At 32.5% G+C, this 17731-nt stretch carries 12 protein-coding genes; 2 read left to right on the plus strand and 10 right to left on the minus strand.

From position 1 onward, the window contains the following. The first annotated feature begins 160 nt into the window (after nt 1–160). Nucleotides 161–907, plus strand: a complete 747-nt coding sequence (locus tag RN605_RS11635) for a hypothetical protein (RefSeq protein ID WP_313324965.1) — start codon at nt 161–163, stop codon at nt 905–907. A 27-nt stretch (nt 908–934) separates the two neighbouring features. Here the strand turns inward: RN605_RS11635 and RN605_RS11640 are convergent, their stop codons facing one another. From RN605_RS11640 to mvaD, 6 genes are all read right to left on the minus strand, one after another. Beyond that, a complete protein-coding gene (locus RN605_RS11640) occupies nt 935–2704 on the minus strand; it encodes a DUF885 domain-containing protein (RefSeq protein WP_313324966.1) in 1770 nt (589 codons plus the stop codon). Between the two features lie 67 nt (nt 2705–2771). Further along, entirely contained in the window at nt 2772–3134 is a 363-nt protein-coding gene (locus tag RN605_RS11645; protein WP_313324967.1) for a nuclear transport factor 2 family protein, read from the minus strand. 61 nt (nt 3135–3195) lie between these two features. After that, the gene (locus RN605_RS11650; RefSeq protein ID WP_313324969.1) at nt 3196–4107 is read right to left on the minus strand and encodes a pseudouridine synthase; all 912 of its coding nucleotides are present in this window, start codon (nt 4105–4107) and stop codon (nt 3196–3198) included. A gap of 84 nt (nt 4108–4191) precedes the next feature. Then, entirely contained in the window at nt 4192–5109 is a 918-nt protein-coding gene (locus tag RN605_RS11655; protein ID WP_313324971.1) for a geranylgeranylglycerol-phosphate geranylgeranyltransferase, read from the minus strand. A 14-nt stretch (nt 5110–5123) separates the two neighbouring features. After that, nucleotides 5124–6062: a mevalonate kinase family protein gene (locus tag RN605_RS11660; protein WP_313324973.1), complete on the minus strand. Its 939-nt coding sequence runs from the start codon at nt 6060–6062 to the stop codon at nt 5124–5126. Then, nucleotides 6059–7144, minus strand: coding sequence for a diphosphomevalonate decarboxylase (gene mvaD / locus RN605_RS11665; protein ID WP_313324975.1), 1086 nt, complete (start codon nt 7142–7144; stop codon nt 6059–6061). Before mvaD ends, RN605_RS11660 begins: the two co-directional genes overlap by 4 nt. A gap of 78 nt (nt 7145–7222) precedes the next feature. Here mvaD and RN605_RS11670 point away from each other — a divergent pair, with 78 nt between their 5' ends. Then, nucleotides 7223–7699, plus strand: coding sequence for a TspO/MBR family protein (locus RN605_RS11670; RefSeq protein ID WP_313324977.1), 477 nt, complete (start codon nt 7223–7225; stop codon nt 7697–7699). Nucleotides 7700–7753: 54 nt separating this feature from the next. Here the strand turns inward: RN605_RS11670 and RN605_RS11675 are convergent, their stop codons facing one another. From RN605_RS11675 to RN605_RS11690, 4 genes are all read right to left on the minus strand, one after another. After that, nucleotides 7754–11107: a DUF7619 domain-containing protein gene (locus RN605_RS11675; RefSeq protein WP_313324979.1), complete on the minus strand. Its 3354-nt coding sequence runs from the start codon at nt 11105–11107 to the stop codon at nt 7754–7756. A gap of 89 nt (nt 11108–11196) precedes the next feature. Further along, nucleotides 11197–13503 (minus strand): T9SS type A sorting domain-containing protein, encoded by a 2307-nt coding sequence (locus tag RN605_RS11680; protein WP_313324982.1) that lies wholly within the window; start codon nt 13501–13503, stop codon nt 11197–11199. A gap of 79 nt (nt 13504–13582) precedes the next feature. Continuing rightward, the gene (locus RN605_RS11685; protein WP_313324984.1) at nt 13583–14311 is read right to left on the minus strand and encodes a hypothetical protein; all 729 of its coding nucleotides are present in this window, start codon (nt 14309–14311) and stop codon (nt 13583–13585) included. A gap of 504 nt (nt 14312–14815) precedes the next feature. Next, entirely contained in the window at nt 14816–17716 is a 2901-nt protein-coding gene (locus RN605_RS11690) for a DUF7619 domain-containing protein (RefSeq protein ID WP_313324987.1), read from the minus strand. Between the last annotated feature and the right edge of the window lie 15 nt (nt 17717–17731).

Here is a 17731-nt window from a genome sequence, read left to right on the forward strand (position 1 = left end):
AAGACAGCGAATGGATGCTGATTTATGTAATTTTAACTTATTATTTAGTCATTTGTCGTTAAAAATTTAATTATAGTAAGTTTTGCTATAGATTTAGTTCATAATTTAACAATTAGAGCGTTTTGAATTTTAAACATCAAAACTAAATAAAGGAACATTTATGATAACAATTTTGTTACTATCATTAGGTTGTCTTTTAGTCATTTTATCAATAGTCTTTATTTATCTGTACAATAAAAATTCGAAAGGTAAGAAAAACGAAACTGAGGTTGAATTAAATAAGGTAAAAAAAGAAATAGAAAAATTAACAAAAGTTATAGAAGAACATAAACTACTGCAAACAGATGTTTTTTCTTCATCAGAGAATTATGCTTCTTTTGAAAGCATGATTGGTCATAATTTGCCTTTAATTGAAATTACCGATTTAGAACTTTCAGATGAGAAAAATATTGATAGTAGTGAATTAACAGCTAATGTTGCTACTTATGTGCATCAACTTCGTTTTTATGTTTTTAATGTGGGGAAGAGTTCATTAAAAGATGTCATTATTTCGATTAAGGACATTTATAATGATCCAAAAGACATTAAGAAAAGAAGCAGAACTATTGGTCATCACGACGAGGAAAGTATTGATTTCAATGAATATGGAATAGGAACTTTTGAAAACTTTGATATCAATATATTAAATCTGAAATCAAGACGATTAGTTTATTCAAGCACGTTGCCTAATAGTTTTGGAGTTGCTGAATATTCTTTTAGCGTTGTTGTTGAATGGAAAGGCGGATTTTACCAAATGGATGTTCGAATAGAAGAATTTGATGGTAAATTAAAATATTTTTACCAATATTTTGACGTAAACGGAAATCCAATAAATTTTGAATTATTAGAAAGTAACATAAAAAAATAGAGTTCCTCATTTTGAGGAACTCTATTTTTATTTAGAAAATTGAATCCAATTATTTATTTTCTTTTCAAGTAAAGCTAAAGGCATCACCCCAGATTCTAAAACTTTTTGATGAAAAACTTTGATGTCAAATTTGTCTTTTAGTTTATCTTGCGCTTTTTTTCGTAATTCAAGAATTTTCAACTGACCAATTTTATAAGAAAGTGCTTGACCAGGTATTGCCATATAGCGTTCTATTTCTGAAATAATACTTGCTTCACTTTCGGCTTCATTTTCTAACGAATATTTAATTGCTTGTTCTCTTGTCCAACCTTTGCTGTGAATTCCAGTGTCAACAACTAGTCTAATAGCGCGGTGTATCTCATTGCTTAACATTCCAAAATATTGATAAGGATCAGTATAAAGTCCTAATTCTTTTCCTAAACTTTCGGTATATAAAGCCCAACCTTCACCATAAGCACCATACCAACTGTATTTTCTAAAATCTGGTAAATCTTGATTCTCTTGCTGTAATGAAATTTGAAAATGATGCCCCGGAATTGCCTCGTGTAAAAACAAATCTTCATCTCCATAATAGTTGTATTTTTTTACATCTGGAATTGGAACATAAAAAGTTCCTGGTCTTGAACCATCGGCTGCACCTTGATTGTATTCAGCACTTGCAGTTTTTTCTCTAAAGGCTTCTGTTCTCTTTATTTGAAAAGGCGTTTTTGGTTGTAATGAAAATAATTTATCTACATTAGGTTTTATAGTAGCATGAATTTTTTCAAAATTAGCAATCACTTGTTCAGGTTTTGTGAATGGCATTAATTCAGGTTTGTTTCTAACGTAATCAAAAAACTCAACTATTGTTCCTTTAAAGCCAACTTGTTCTTTAACTTTTTCCATTTCGGCTTTTATTCTGGCAACTTCACTTAAACCGAGCTGATGAATTTCATCAGGAGTTTTTGAAGTAGTTGTCCATTGTTTTGCATAAACTTTATACAATTCGTTTCCGCCTTTTAAACTTCCAATTCCACTTGTTTCTCTTGAGGCTGGAATATATTCTGAATTCAAGAAGTTTACCATTTTTTGAAATTGAGGAATTAATTTTTTATTAATGGTAGTGGTATAAGCTTTTGAAAAATTATTTTTTTGTTCATCACTAAAATCAGATGGGAAATTTTTAATACTAGAATAGAACAAATTATCTTCAATGTTTTTGGTTATTAATGCTTCAAATTGAGGTGTAATTTTTTCTGATAAAGCTTTTGGCAAAACAATTTTTTCATCAATTCCTTTTTTCATATAAACAATTGCAGAATCAATCCAAACGGAATATAAATCCATTCTTTTTAAAAAATTATCATAATCTTTTTCATTTTTGAATGGTTGAGCACTTTCTGCACTTGCAAATTGTCCCATTGTTAAATGTGTTCCCCAAAATTGCTGAATTGGCATTAAATTAGTTTTATGTTTTAATAATTCTAATTCAATTTCTGCATCCCATTTCATTATATCATAACTGTTTTTTTCTTCTTCTGAAAGAGAATTATAATTTACAGATTTTAATTCTTCTAAAACATTTGAATAGACCTCTTTTTTGTGCTTTCTAAAAGAATCAGTCATTTCAAAAACTAATTTATCATTATATTCAGCTTGTCCATTTTGAGTTGCTTCTAATGGATTTAAATTATTCTTTTCTTTGAAATAATTATCGGTTATAGATTTAAAATCAATTGTTTTTTTTTCTTCAGATTTACAGCTAATCATTAGAATTGAAATTAAAAGGAAAGTTAAAAAGGTGTATGTTTTTCTCATAATGAATTGATTGAGTTTGGTAAAACTAAAAATTTTGCAAAAATCCTACGTTAATAAAAATATAAAATTAACCATGATAAACTCTGGAAGCAATAATTTTACCTTCTTTAATTTCCAAAACTTCTGCTACCAACATGTTTTCTTCATCTGAAACTGTTCGGATGTATTCCATAAAAACTCTATCATCATTTGAAGTCAACGAAGTTACCTTGTAATGAAGTGTTGGCAATCTTTCAAAAGCGTCTTGCCACCAGTTTCTTAAAGCATTTTTGCCAATTACTAATCCATTAGTTTCTGGATGTCGGATTTTTAATTTTGGACTAAAATGTTGGGCTTCATCATCATAAAGCGATAATAATTTTTCAAGATTATGAGCATTAAATGCTTCAAACCAAAGATGAGCAATAGATAGGTTTTTTTCTGTTGACATAATTTATTTAAATAAAAAAATCCCAAAAGAACTGGGATTTTAAAGAGTAAATATAACTTTTTTATACGTTTTTCAAATTAATTATTTCTTGCTCCGTTAGAAAACGCCAGTTTCCACGAGGTAGATTTTTTTTGGTCAAACCAGCGAAAGAAACTCGGTCAACTTTTAAAACATTATAACTAAAACTTTCAAAAATAGAACGCACAACTTTTACATTTGAAGTTCTTAATTTAAGTCCAATTTCTGTTTTAGGTTCATTTTCAATATAACTGATTTCATCTACATAAAGGCGATGACCATCAAGAGTAACGCCACCTGAAATTTTTTCTAAATCTTCAAATTTTAGATTTTTATCTAAAGAAACTTGATAAATTTTTGTTGATTTTTGATTAGGTAAGCTGAATTTTCTAATCATATCTGTATCATTAGTAAAAACCAATAAACCTGTTGTGTTTTTATCCATTCTTCCAATTGGTTGAATTTTTGCTTTTGTAGCAACACGAACTAATTCCATAACATTTCTATGGTCGGCATCATCTTCGTTTGAAGTTGTGAAGTTTTTCGGCTTGTTCAGTAAGATGTATTCTTTACGTTCAGGAGAAATTATACTTCCATCAAAATTAACAACATCTCCGGGTTTTACCTTGTAACCCATTTCAGTTACAACTTGACCATTAACTTTTACATTTCCAGACTGTATATAAATATCAGCATCACGACGCGAACAAATACCAGAATTTGAAATGTATTTGTTTAATCGGATATCATCAGATTTTAGTGGTTTTGGAGAATTATTTGAAGTCGCTTTTAAAGGTTTTGTTGTTCTTTTTGGAGTAGCATCATCGGTTGATGGTTTTACTTTTTTTGGACCTTGAGCACGTTTTGGCATGGCAGGTTTTGGCTTATTCGAACTTGGTCTCGAACTATTTGGTCGTGAGGTGTTTCGTTTATTGTTGCCTTCCTTCTTATTCATGATTCTAGAATTTTTGCAAAGATAGCTTTTCTAGAATTGATAATTGATTAATGAGTAATTGATAATGTTATTTATTTCAGAAAATTATAATTTTAATAATCGTTTTCCATGAATTAAAACTTCAGGTTCAATAAGCACAATGCAGAAAACACCCGAAACAATTAGTAGTTTCAAAATGTTATGAAGTTTTAAATAACCTGATTTGTCATTGGATTTCCAAAGTAGCTGTAAAAAGAAAAGTAGAACAATTAAACTGAAATAGAAATAGATGTCCATATATCCAACTTCAAATATTTCAATCAATAAATAAACCGGAATTAGCGTTCCGAGCGTTAAAACAGTAATGATTTGTTTTGATATTTTTTCGCCAAAAAGAACTGGAATTGTTTGATAATCGTTAGCAACATCACCTTTAATGTTTTCTAGGTCTTTAATCATTTCTCTAATTAAAATCAATAAAAACAAAAAGGTTGCATGAGCAAAAATTTGAGAATAGAAATTTTTATAGTACAACAGAATGGCAAAAAATGGTAAAACAGCTAAAAAAGAAGCAATTAAATTGCCAATGAAAGCCATTTTTTTGAGTTTATGAGAATAAAACCAAATTAAAAATATATAGCTAGAAAAGAACAAAACTGCTCTAATAGATATCAAGAAAGCTAATAAAAAAACAATAAAATTTACTGCAAAATAAACTTGTAGTTTCGTTTTTTGACTAACTAATCTATCGAGCATCGATTTATTTGGACGATTGATTAAATCTTTTTCTCTATCGTAAAAATTATTGATGATATAGCCCGAAGCAATGGTTAAAGCAGAAAGAAAAACGATTAGAAATAAATTGACATCAAGTAAAACATCAAGCGCTCTTCTTTTTGGAGCCAGAATAAATATAGCCGAAAGATATTGTGCTAGTACTATAATTGGAATGTTATAGCCACGAACTACCGAGAACAAACTTATAATTTTCATTACCAAAAGTTTGTTTTTACGGCTAAGCATTATATTTTTTTTGATTAAAACTGATAAACTACTTCTAATTTATAGTCTTTTAGGGATTCTTTGGCTTTTTCTAAATTTTGAGTAAATCCAAGAATATATCCGCCGCCGCCAGAACCACAAAGTTTCAGGTAATAATCATTAGTGTCAATTCCGTTTTGCCAAACACCATGAAATTGCTCTGGAATCATTGGTTTAAAATGGTTTAAAACCACTTTTGATAATTTTTTTGTATTTGAAAATAATGATTTCATGTCACCGTGAAGAAAGTTCTCAACACAAGCGTCAGTATATTTTACAAACTGATTTTTTAGCATTCTTCTAAAACCTTGGTCTTTTAAATTTTCCATGAAAATATTAACCATTGGAGCAGTTTCGCCAACAATTCCTGAATCTAATAAAAATACTGCACCTTTTCCATCAGCAGTTTGCGAAGGAATTCCGGTTGCTTCGATATTATCTTTTGAATTGATTAAAATTGGAATGCTTAAATAGCTATTTAAAGGATCAAGACCCGAACTTTTTCCGTGGAAAAAAGATTCCATTTGTGAAAAAATTGCTTTAAGTTGTAATAACTTTTCGCGCGTTAAATTCTCTAAAACGGTTATTTTATCATAGGCATATTTGTCATAAATAGCAGCCACTAAAGCACCGCTACTTCCAACACCATAACCTTGTGGAATACTTGAATCGAAGTACATTCCGTTAGCAACATCATTTTTTAAAGCTTCCAAATTAAATGTTACTAATTGCGGTTGTTCTTTTTGAAGTTGTTCCAAATAAGCAACAAATTTCATCAAACTTGCATTCGATTTTTTTGCTTCATCACTAGGATTTTCATCCACTTTTAAAGCGCCGTTGTAAAAATTATAAGGAATTGATAAACCCTTAGAATCTTTTATGATTCCATATTCTCCAAAGAGAAGTATTTTTGAATAAAATAATGGTCCTTTCATAGAATTTGAATTGCTCCGTTTCCAAGATTATCACAAATATAGTTACCATTTTGACAAAAGCCAACTAATTCTTCTTTAATTAATTGTAAAACACTTTCGCTATCGTTTTCGGAATATAAAACATGTACGTTTGCTCCTGCATCTAACGTAAAACAAACTGGAATTTTTGTTTCATTTCTAAATTTCCAAATACGATTGATGATTTCTAACGTATTTGGTTTCATTAAAATAAAATAAGGCATAGAAGTCATCATCATCGCATGAAGCGTTAAAGCTTCGCTTTCAACTATTGCTACAAATTCTTCAAGATTTCCGGTTTCTAAAACGGTTTTTAGTTTAGACAAATTTTGGTGTGCTTGTTCAAAACGTTGTTCAGCAAACGGATGATTGTGCATCAAATCATGACCAACAGTGCTTGAAACTTGTTTTTCTCCTTTGTCAACCAATAAAATTGTATCTTGATAGTTCTTAAATGTTTCGTGAATATTTGAAGAGAATTCAACGCCAAATAAATCAGAACTTCCATTAATTTCAGCATGATTTCCCCAAACAACTACTTCGCCTTTTACACTTCTACAAGCGCTTCCAGAACCTAATCGGGCTAAAAAAGAAGCTTTCTTATTGAAGAATTCCTCGGACATTTCAGGATGTAAAGCTTTTTCTAAACTCATTATGTTCACTGATAAAGCTGCCATGCCTGATGCAGACGAAGCAATGCCAGAGCTATGCGGGAAAGTGTTTTCAGTTTCAATAGTGAAATGAAAATCTTTCAGATAAGAACAATATGCATAAATTCTTTCGAAAAACTTTTGAATTTTTGGTTTAAAATCTTCTTTAGGTTTTCCTTCAAATAATAAATCAAAAGAAAAATTTCCATCGTTTACTTTTTTAAAAAAGGAAAGTTTGGTGATTGTTTTACAATTATTCAAAGTAAAACTTATGGAAGGATTGGCCGGAATTTGATTTTCTTTTTTACCCCAATATTTAACTAAGGCAATATTACTTGGTGCACTCCATTGAAAACATCCGTCATCAATTGTTTTAGAAAATGGTTTGGCTACAAAATCTTTTTCCGTGAGCATAAATGTTTTTTTGCAAAGATACTTTTTTTGGAAACATTTTTAATTTCTGTAGTATATTTGACTAAAATCAATTTTCAAATGCAAAAAATTTTAAGAATTGCCACAGTAATTATGACTTGTTTGGCTGTGGGTTATTTTTCAAGTATTGTTACAAGGGATAATATTCCAACATGGTATGTCAATATTGTAAAGCCAAGTTTTAATCCACCTAATTGGGTTTTTGCACCAGTTTGGACTATTTTATATTTCATGATGGGGTATGCCGCTGGAAGAATTTGGAATTTGATTGACAAACATGAAGCCGAAGTAAAAAAAGGATTTCTTTTCTTTTTAATACAATTAGCATTAAATGCTTTATGGTCGTATTTGTTTTTTGGACTGCACAATCCAATGTTGGCGTCCTTTGAAATTGTATTGCTTTGGTTGATGATTTATGAAACTTATTTGCAATTCAAAAAGATTGATAAAGTTGCTGCTTATTTATTACTTCCTTATTTAGCTTGGGTGAGTTTTGCTACAGTTTTAACGTTTTCAATTTGGTACTTAAACAGATAAAAAAAGTTCGATAATTACTATCGAACTTTTTTAAGGTTAAGGTTTATTTCTATTTTATTGAATTATTAATTTCTTAATCAATTTAATATTTGAGTTTGAAGTAATTTCTATTAAATAAACTCCTTTACTAAGCGATGAAGTATTAATAGTTACTTGATTAGAATTATTAGTATGGTTTTCAATTACTTTTTTGCCTAATAAATCATAAACCGCAACTGAACTGATAGTTTCAGAAGAATTATTTAATGAAACATTGACCAAAGTTGAAGCAGGATTTGGATACACAGCAATGTTATTATCTGTAAAAGTTGTTGTGCTTAAACTTTGAACAAATTCGGTGTTAAAGGTATTGGTTACAATTGGCGGATTAGTGTCAAAGAAAATATTGGCAGCATTCGGGATTATATCACCAATAGCAAAACCTGGTTTTAATTTAACTTTAAAAGTGATATAACCTTTTCCAATTTGTGTATTAGTAATAGAAACAGGAAGATTAATATCCATAAAATCCCAAACTAAATTTGACCCAATTCTGGTTAAAACATAATCATGGCTTGCAGCAATCATTCTAACAGTGGTTTCATCAATTCTACTATCCAGTTCGTCTGTAACTTTTACATCAATAGCACTTATATTTCCTGTATTTTCAAATCTGATAGTATAAAATAAGAAATCATTTGAACTGAATGAATCAAATTGTATTCTTCCACCATGAGATTCCATTTTGTCATTTGGATCATAGGCCGCAACAATAGGTTGTTTTAGTTCACTAAAATTATTTTCAGCAATCAAATCATTAGCTTGAGCTGAAACACTTGCTTGATTTGTTAACATTTGTCCAATACTTACAGTTGGTATTGGTGGTACACTCATGTTAACTATGATACTTCTACTTTCATTTGGTAATAAGTTTGTAAAGGTTCTGGTAAAACCAGTTGGTGTAACTGTAGCGCCAGAATCAGAAAGATTAACAATGGTAAGGTTACTATCTTTTGTAAACGTTAACGTAGTTGAAGCAATAGTTTCTATTCCTGAATTTTTAACAATTACTTCATTTCTATAGTTTGTAATTCCAGCTCTTGGAGCATTTATTGGAATAATTGTAACCGCAACATCAGTGTAAGTTTGAGTAACTGTAATTGGGAAATATAAATACTGTGTACCACTTGCTACAGGAATTGTCATGTCACTATATGCTGTTGTTCCTGCACTGAAATAAGCAGCATATTCAGAATCGACTTGATAACCAATATCAAATGAACTGCCACCATTTGGATCAGTTAAAACATAATATCCATTAGGTGAATATACTTCAGTGTTATTTCCTGAATTATTGGTATCATACAAAAATGAACCATGATTAAAATCTACTTCACCTGAGTCTTTTACGCCATTATTATTACTATCAATAAAAGCATTCAGAATTATTCTGTCTACACTTTCACAAGTAACATTTGCTACCCAGCCTAATCCTACTACTGAACTGTCGCTTCTAAAAACGAAAGTTAAACAACCATCAGCACTAGAAGAAGTAAAAGGACCAGGAATTGTTGTTCCCCAATATCCACCAGCTATTCCTCCAGGAACATTAGCCGCCCCGTTTGTACTTGCTATTTGAGTTGCAGCAGTTGAATTTCCATCATATACATATAAAGCATCCCAGTTTACTTCTGTATCAAATTGTGTAAATGTAACAGTCACTACTTGACCTGGATTAGTTGGACAAATTATAGTTGTTTCATTTGTGTTATTTAAATAGTTTCCAGCTGTTCCACCATTGTCTACAAATTGACCGCCACAAATTGGTGGAGCAACAAGTGTACAAAAGTTTACTCCTGTTGACCATGCACTTGCATCATCTACATCACATCTAACTCTTACATAAGCTGTGTAACAGGTAGTTGGTTGCAAACCTGAAGCAACATAGGGATTTGAAGTTGTAGTGATAAATCCAGTAGTCGTTGCAGTTGGAGCGGGCGAACCTTGAGGTAATACTAAAACTTCAAAATTAGAAGAATTATTTGCAGTAGGACTATTCCAGCCTAAAGTAGTTGAGTTTGAAGATATGTTAGTCGCAGTTAATTGCGTCACTGATAAACAAGTTGGAGCTGGCGCACAAGTAATATTGGCTACCCAACCTGGTCTGTTTACTGAGCCATCACTTCTAAATCTAAAAGTTAAACATCCATCAGGACTAGTAGAAGTGAATGGTCCAGGAATAGTTGTTCCCCAAAAACCACCAGCTAAACCACCAGGAACATTGCCTGTAGCGTTTGTACTAGCTATTTGTTGTGCAGCAATAGAATTACCGTTAAAAACATACAATGCATCCCAGCTAACTTCTGTATCAAATGAAGTGAATGTAACGGTTACCACATCTCCCGAATTGGACGGACAGATTGTAGTTGTAACATCTGAATTATTTAAATAGTTCCCATTTGGTCCACCATTATCTATAAATTGTCCTCCACAAACTGGTGGAGCACTCTGTGTACAAAAATTAACTCCTGTTGACCAAACACTAGCTTCCGTAGTTGTACATCTGGTTCTGACATAGATAGTATAGCAAGCACCAGGTGTTAAATTTGTTACTGCTACAGGATTTACAGTTGTTGTAATAAAACCCGTTGCCGAAGCTGTTGGTGCAGCGGAGCCTTGAGGTAATACTATATATTCAAAAGTAGTCGATGTTCCATTTCCAACCCATCCAACGGTAGCAGATGTAGTGGTAATATTTGAAGTAACAATGCTTGTTGGTGGAACACAATTTGTGCTACCACAAGTTTCTGCAATCAAAACAATAACACTAACTGTGCTACAACTTGTATTCATGTAAGTAGCATTTACAAATAGGTCAGTAACCGAGTTTTGTGTGCCAAAAACATAAGGCAAAGGGTTTGCTTGTGCCTCAGCATCTGCTTGAGTTAAATGAAAACTTACATTTAAGGAATTAGGAGTAGAATTATTTTGACCCCAAATTTGCTCGGCTATTGAACCTAAATCAAAATAGGCAACACCATTATTAAAGCATGAAGAGACCGTTAAAGGATTTACAACTGGTCTTGGGTTTACAAATAAATTAAATGTAGTAATGGTAACTTCATTGGTGTTTATATTTACAACACGAACAAAAATTTGCTGAAGATTTGGCGAGCTATTTGCATAGCTTGTAGTGTTTATTATAGGGTTAACACCTGCAGTAGCATTAGTAGAAGATATATGAAACGTAACCTGATAATCTGCAGCATTTACATTGGCTAAAATTTCAGGTAATTTTGAAGATAAATTAAAGGTAGCATAGCCGTCATTATTATCGTCACAGACTTGTAATGGGGTATAACTCGTTTGAAACTGTGAAAAAATAGAAGTGCTTATTAATAAAAATAGAAAGAGTAATGTTTTTTTCATATGGGTTAAATTAGTTGATAGTCAAATATATGAAATTTATTTAAACAAAAAGCCCCGAAAATTTCGAGGCCTTTTGTATTCTGAAATATTTATTGTTTTACTACCTTTTTCACTAAAGAAGCATTCGTTCCCGATGTGATTTTTAGCAAATACATTCCTTTTGCCAGTGATGAGGTATTGATAGTTGTTTGATTACTGTTGATGTTCTTCTGTTCCAATATTGTTTTTCCAAGAATATCAGTAATTGTGATTGAACTTATACTTTCATTACTATTATTCAATGCCACTTGCACAAAGTCATTAGCAGGATTTGGATAAACCACCACGTTGTCCTTTGTAAAGGTGCTTGTACTCAAAGATTCTACAAACTCTGTTTCAAAGGTATTGGTTACAATCGGTGGATTGTAATCAAAGAAGATGCTTGCAGTGTTTGGAATGATATCGCCAACATCATAATCCGGCTTTGGTTTTATCTTAAACTGAACATATCCATGTCCGTCATCAATGTTTATAGAACTTGGCGGTAAATTTATAGCATAGAAATGGAAGGTAAGTTGGGTTCCGTTTCTTCTCACGTTTACCTGATGACTTGCCGAGATTAATTCAAACGTATTTTCATCCAGTTGGCTGTCTAACGCATCTTCTATGCGGATGAACTCAGCATTGGCAGTACCTGTATTCTCAAATCGAATGGTATACGTAAGGTAATCATTAGCCGTAAAATCTTCAAAAACAATATTCCTACCATGCGATTCCATTTTATCATTTGGGTCATACGAGCCTACAACAGTTTGTGTAACGGATGCAGTATTATTAGTTAAATACAAATCATTATCTGCTGAAATACTAACCGAATTGGTCAATAAATCGCCTAATTGAACTGTTGGTATAGTAGGCACTTGAAGCGTAACAGTAATATATCTTGTTTCAAACGGTTGTAAATTGGTAAAATCATAAGTAAAACCATTAGCCGTAGGCGTAGTTCCTGTTTGAGAAATAGAATTTATAGTTACTAGATTGTCTTTTGTAAAAGTTATTGTGCCACTGGCAATAGGCAATGTTCCATTATTTTTATAAGTTATGTAGTTAGAATAAGAAAAACCAGGTCTTGGAGAATTATTAGTATATAAACTAACACTAGCATCAATATGAGGATTGATTACAGTAACTGGGAAATATAGAGTATTGGCTCCGCTACCTGTTGGAAGCGTAACATCGGTATAAGTGGTAGTACAAGCATAATAAGTACTTAAATTGCTATCTAAAGCAAAGCTAACATCATACGAATTAGAAGGATTGTCATCGTATATATAATATAATCCAGTGTTGTTATAACCATTTATAGTAGTGCCCGAATCATTTATTTGATAATTAAACGTTCCATAAGGAAAATCACTTTCGCCATCATCTTTTACACTATTATTATTAGTATCAATAAATGCATTCAGAACAAATGCTTGGTCACACTGACCAGTAGTACTACAATCGGTCATGCAAATATCAAATGGAGCAGACCACTCAGTAACAGAAGTTCCTGTACATGACATTCTTAAATAGATACTATAACAAGTATTAGATGTTAGATTACTTACTGTATATGAATTAATTGCTGAAAAGGATACAATATTATTGGTAGATGGAGGATTGCCTTGTGGAACAACACTTATTTGATGAAAAACAAACGTACCGCTTGTATTTGTCCAATTTAATTGAATACTGTTTTGAGTTATGTTATTAGCTATTAAATTTATTGGTGGCGAACATGAAGTATTACAAAGATTAGTCTCCAAAACAATAGTTCCAATAGATTCACAATCAAATGTATTAAAATATCTAATATAAACGGTATCTACACCTTGTCCACTTGTTGGTGCATAAAGAGGATTTGGCAGAGGATTAGTATAGTTTTGAGCATCGCTAAAAGTTAGAAAATATGAAGGAGGCCAATTCATTACTGGAGCCATATCAAATTGAGGATTAGCATTTGTCAAATCATATAAAGGCAACTCACTAGGATCACAAAATACCAATGTTGCGGTTATATTACTGGGAGCAAATACTATTATTTGAAAAAAATAATAGCTAATACTACTATCTATTGTATTTTCTAATCTTGCATAAATCATTTGAGAGCCAAAAACCACATATTCTTGATTTGGCAATGCATTTGTATTATTTTGAGCATCTTCTAATGTTCCAAAAAAAGTCACAATATGTGTAACAGGATCAGCACCAGCCAAAATTTCTTGCGCCTTATATCCAATATAAATTGTTTCATTAGGTGCTGCCAAATCTGGACATGTTTGGATATCAGAAATAGAAGTAACCGTTTGCGCACTAACTTTAGAAACACCAGCCAAAAGGCATAAAACCAAAATAAGTAAAATTCTTTTCATAGCTTGATTTTTAATCGATTACCAAATATAGGAAAAATTGGAATACAAAAAACCCCGAAATCTTCGGGGTAATGATAATTTAATATTTCTCTTTCTGAAAGCCCCAAGTTCTCAATTCTGCCTTGTAGGTATCAGGATAGTTTCCTTTAATAACATTAATCAGCGCACGGAATATCTTAGTGATGCTTTTCTTTAATTCGTTTTTACTGCTCACTTTTGCCGATACATCGCCATCGGTAGCCGTAGCCTGACCTAACAATAAACCATATTGCTCATAAATAGGCTGCCAAAAATCTCTTCCATAGCGATTGTCATTAAAGTCATTATCATGTAAACCTTCTAATAAAAGATTCAAAGAAGCCAAACGCGTGTTTTGGTCAGCAGGCATTACATATTTATCTTTTTTATGCACAATGCCAAATGATGGAAAATAACTCGGCGCAATTTCCTTGGTATATTTATCGGTGATATATCCTTTTACATACGATATATGCTGGTCTATGGTATCATCTAGTTGTCGCAAGGCATCAGTAATCTGTGGTCTGCTACCGCCTAGTCGCAATCTAGCCGCTAGTTCAGTATTGTATCTAGCTGCCAAATCCGTCAACTCTGCAGGAAGACTCCACAACAAGGTAATCTCGGGTTTTGCGGTCCATGCACTGGCAACATCAGTAGCTACTTTTCCAAAATCAATGTCCTGATTCGGAACATTGTTTCTTGGATTCGATTTTTCAATAATTTCATCAATAGCCTCACTTGTATAAGTAACGCCGTTGAGTGGTTCAAGTGGAATTAATTCGTCTGACATAATTTATAAAATATTTTGGTTAATAATAATAGAACTACTAAAACATTTTTTTCTTTAGTAATTACTTTACAAATTATGTAAATTTTTTAATAGGTTGTTTATATTAGGATTGTTAAATTTATGTTAAAAATTCTGATATTTTTTATTGCAAAACAAACAGTATGAAGTACTTAAAAAATAGCTTAAAAGTATAATTCAACCGCATGAATAGCATAAATTATTATTTAAAAGCATCGTACTACTATAGGAGGTTGTAAAAATATTTTTTCAGTATAGCAGCAAGCCGTCAAAATCATTTTTTCTAAAAAATAAAAGCATAACACTACTACATGAGGTCTTAAAAAAATATTTTAAGGATATACTACTGCCGTACTATGCCCTAAAAAAAGTTTTTATGGGCATCCTACGGCAGTATTTACTGGGGTTTACAAAAAAAGCACTGACTACTAAAAATTTGTAATCAGTGCTTTATAAATTTATAGAAGCAACTATTTTGCTATTTACTTATTGAATAATTAACTTCTTAACCAGCTTCATGTTGGTAGTTGATTTGATTTCAATTAGATACACTCCTTTTGATAACGAACCTGTATTCAGCGTAGTTTGATTGCCTACGATGTTTACTTGTTCCATAACTTTTTTGCCAAGCATGTCAAACAAGGTTACAGCACTGATTTGCTCTGCCGAATTATAAAGCGCTATGTTGATATGGCTCGATGCTGGATTAGGATACACCACCAGATTGCTATCGGTAAAGCTCGTAGTTCCTAAACTTTGAACAAACTCGGTGTTGAACGTGTTGGTAACAATAGGTGCATTATTATCAAAATAGATGCTGGCATTGTTCGGGATAATATCGCCAACGGCAAAACCTGGTTTTAGTTTTACTTTAAAAGTTACATAACCTCTACTAGCGTCTTCGTTATACGTAGTATAAGGTGCCAATTGAATGTAGTCGAAATACCAGCTTAAATTACTGCCGTTACGTTCTAAGATGTAGTTATGACTAGCGCTCACCATTCTTATACTCGTTTCATCGATTCTGCTGTCTAAAATGTCATCAATTCTGATGTTGATGGCATTGGCAGTTCCGTTGTTTTGGAATCTGATAGTGTAATATAAATAGTCGTTAGTGGTAAACTGGTCATGCTGTATTTTGCCACCATGAGTTTCCATTTTATCATTAGGATCATAGGATGCAACTACTACTTCGCTGTTGGTATAGGCATTGTTTGCCATACTAATATCTGCCGAAGAACCGCTTCCACCAGCCGCCGCAATGGTAGCGCTGTTAGTAAGAATGTCATCAATTTCTACCGTTGGCGAAGCCGCTGCAGTCATATTTACATAGAACGAACGCGTTTCGTAAGGTGCTAAATTGGTAAAGTCATACGTAAACCCAGTAGCAGTAACTACAGTTCCAGGTTGTGAAACTGACGTTATAGTAGTATTGGCATCTTTAGTAAAAGTAATTGTTCCCGATGCTGATGCTACGCCATGATTAGTATAAACTACTTTATTTCTAAACGCCATTCCTGGTCTTGGAGGAATAGATGGCAATACAGAAATTGATAAATCATTATAAGGTTGCGATAAAGTAACCGGGAAATAATATATAGTGGTTCCACTTCCTGATACTATTGAAATATCGTCATATGAAGTAGTGGCAGCAGTATAATAAGGTGCATATTCTGCATTAATGGTATAACTAAAATCATACACATCTGTTGGGTTGGTATAATATATAGTATAAGTTCCCAAAGGAGCAATGATACTACTTGGTGTGCCCGAGTTGTTAGTATCTAGGTTAAAGCTACCAAAAGTAAATTCATTTTCATCAGTATCTTTTACACCATTATTGTTTTCATCGATAAAAGAAACCAACCTGATTTTATCCGTACACTCTGGCGGACCAGTAGTAAAACTACCTTCTTGAATAAACACTGCAGAATCATATAAGGTATCACTTCTATCCGCAATTACTAATTTTACATGATAAGGGTTACCCGCAACAATAGGTGAAGAAGCCGTCATTACGTGGGTTTGTCCGTTAAAGTTAGTTGCCGACATATAATTAGCTACTCCACTAAAATACTGGTCAAAGAAATTAGCATTGGCAGAAGCACATGACGTATTATTGGCACCATTTCTGATAGTTACAACGGATATTGGAATGGTAGTTCCCGGTAAAACCGCAATATTGGTTGTAATTCCTGTAGTCAAATCAGTCAGAAGGAAAGCAAAGGCATCTGCATAAGTACATTGATAGGTTCCATATTCATCAGATGCAAATAAGAAATTAAAACTCATGAATTCATTTAAACTCGTAAAGTCAAACTCTAGTTTAGTGGCATTTTTCGAATTCATAACATTACCCGTTGCAGTTGTAATAATGTTTTCTAATTGTGTATCGCCAATCCATGCGTCAGTTCCATCACTCAAAGTTGAAATGTTTGGACCAGGAACATGTGTTACATCTCCTGTAGATAATACAATACCTGAGTTTAAACCAAAGGTAGGATTGGTATTGGTAAAATAACCTAATCCATTAAAAGAGGTTCCAAAATTTATACCTGTACTTGAGGTTACGTTAGATACCTGTACACAAGGATTGTTAATTAATACATCGGTTACTAATTGGGTTGGTGTATAGGTAGAGGTATTTGTACTCAATGGAGGTAGCGTTGCATAAGGAGTAAACGTAATTGGCGCTGACCAAGCAGTAGGGCCATCAGTGCAAATTGTTCGGATATAGAAGGCATAAAGAACATTATTAGTTAATCCTGTTGCTACATACGGATTAGAAGTAGTTAATATTCCTGTAGAACTTGAAGTTGGTGCTGGTAAAGTATTTGGTTGAATAATGATTTCCCATTGGGTTTGCCCTGGGCTTACCCAGCTTATAGTGGCTCCGCCATTACCTACGTTAGTCCCATAGATGTTTGTTGGTGTAAAACAAGGGATGTTTGCACCACAAGTAACGGCTGCAACCCATCCAGGATTATTTACGGTATTATCACTAATAAATCTAAAAGTCAAACAACCTTCGGGATTAGTAGAAGTAAACGGTCCAGGAATTGAAGTACCCCAAAAAGCGCCTGTAATAGCACTAAGAGGACCACTGCCTACACCATTTGTACTAGCAATTTGAGGTGATGTGACTGAATTACCATCATATACTAATAGTCCATCCCATAATGTCTCTACATCAAAAGAAGCGAATGTTACATTAACTGTTTCTCCGGGTGCTGAAGAACAAATGGTTGTAATTTGATTCGAGTTGTTAAGATAATTAGCAGTTGGACCACCATTATCAGTGAAGGTTTGACCGCAAGTTAATTGAGCTATTCCTTCTATAGGAATGAAAAAAATAGCTAGTAAGGCTAGGAGTAATAGTTTCTTCATATTTGAATTTGTTTG

Source organism: Flavobacterium sp. PMTSA4 (genome assembly GCF_032098525.1).
GTDB classification, from domain to species: Bacteria; Bacteroidota; Bacteroidia; order Flavobacteriales; family Flavobacteriaceae; genus Flavobacterium; species Flavobacterium capsici.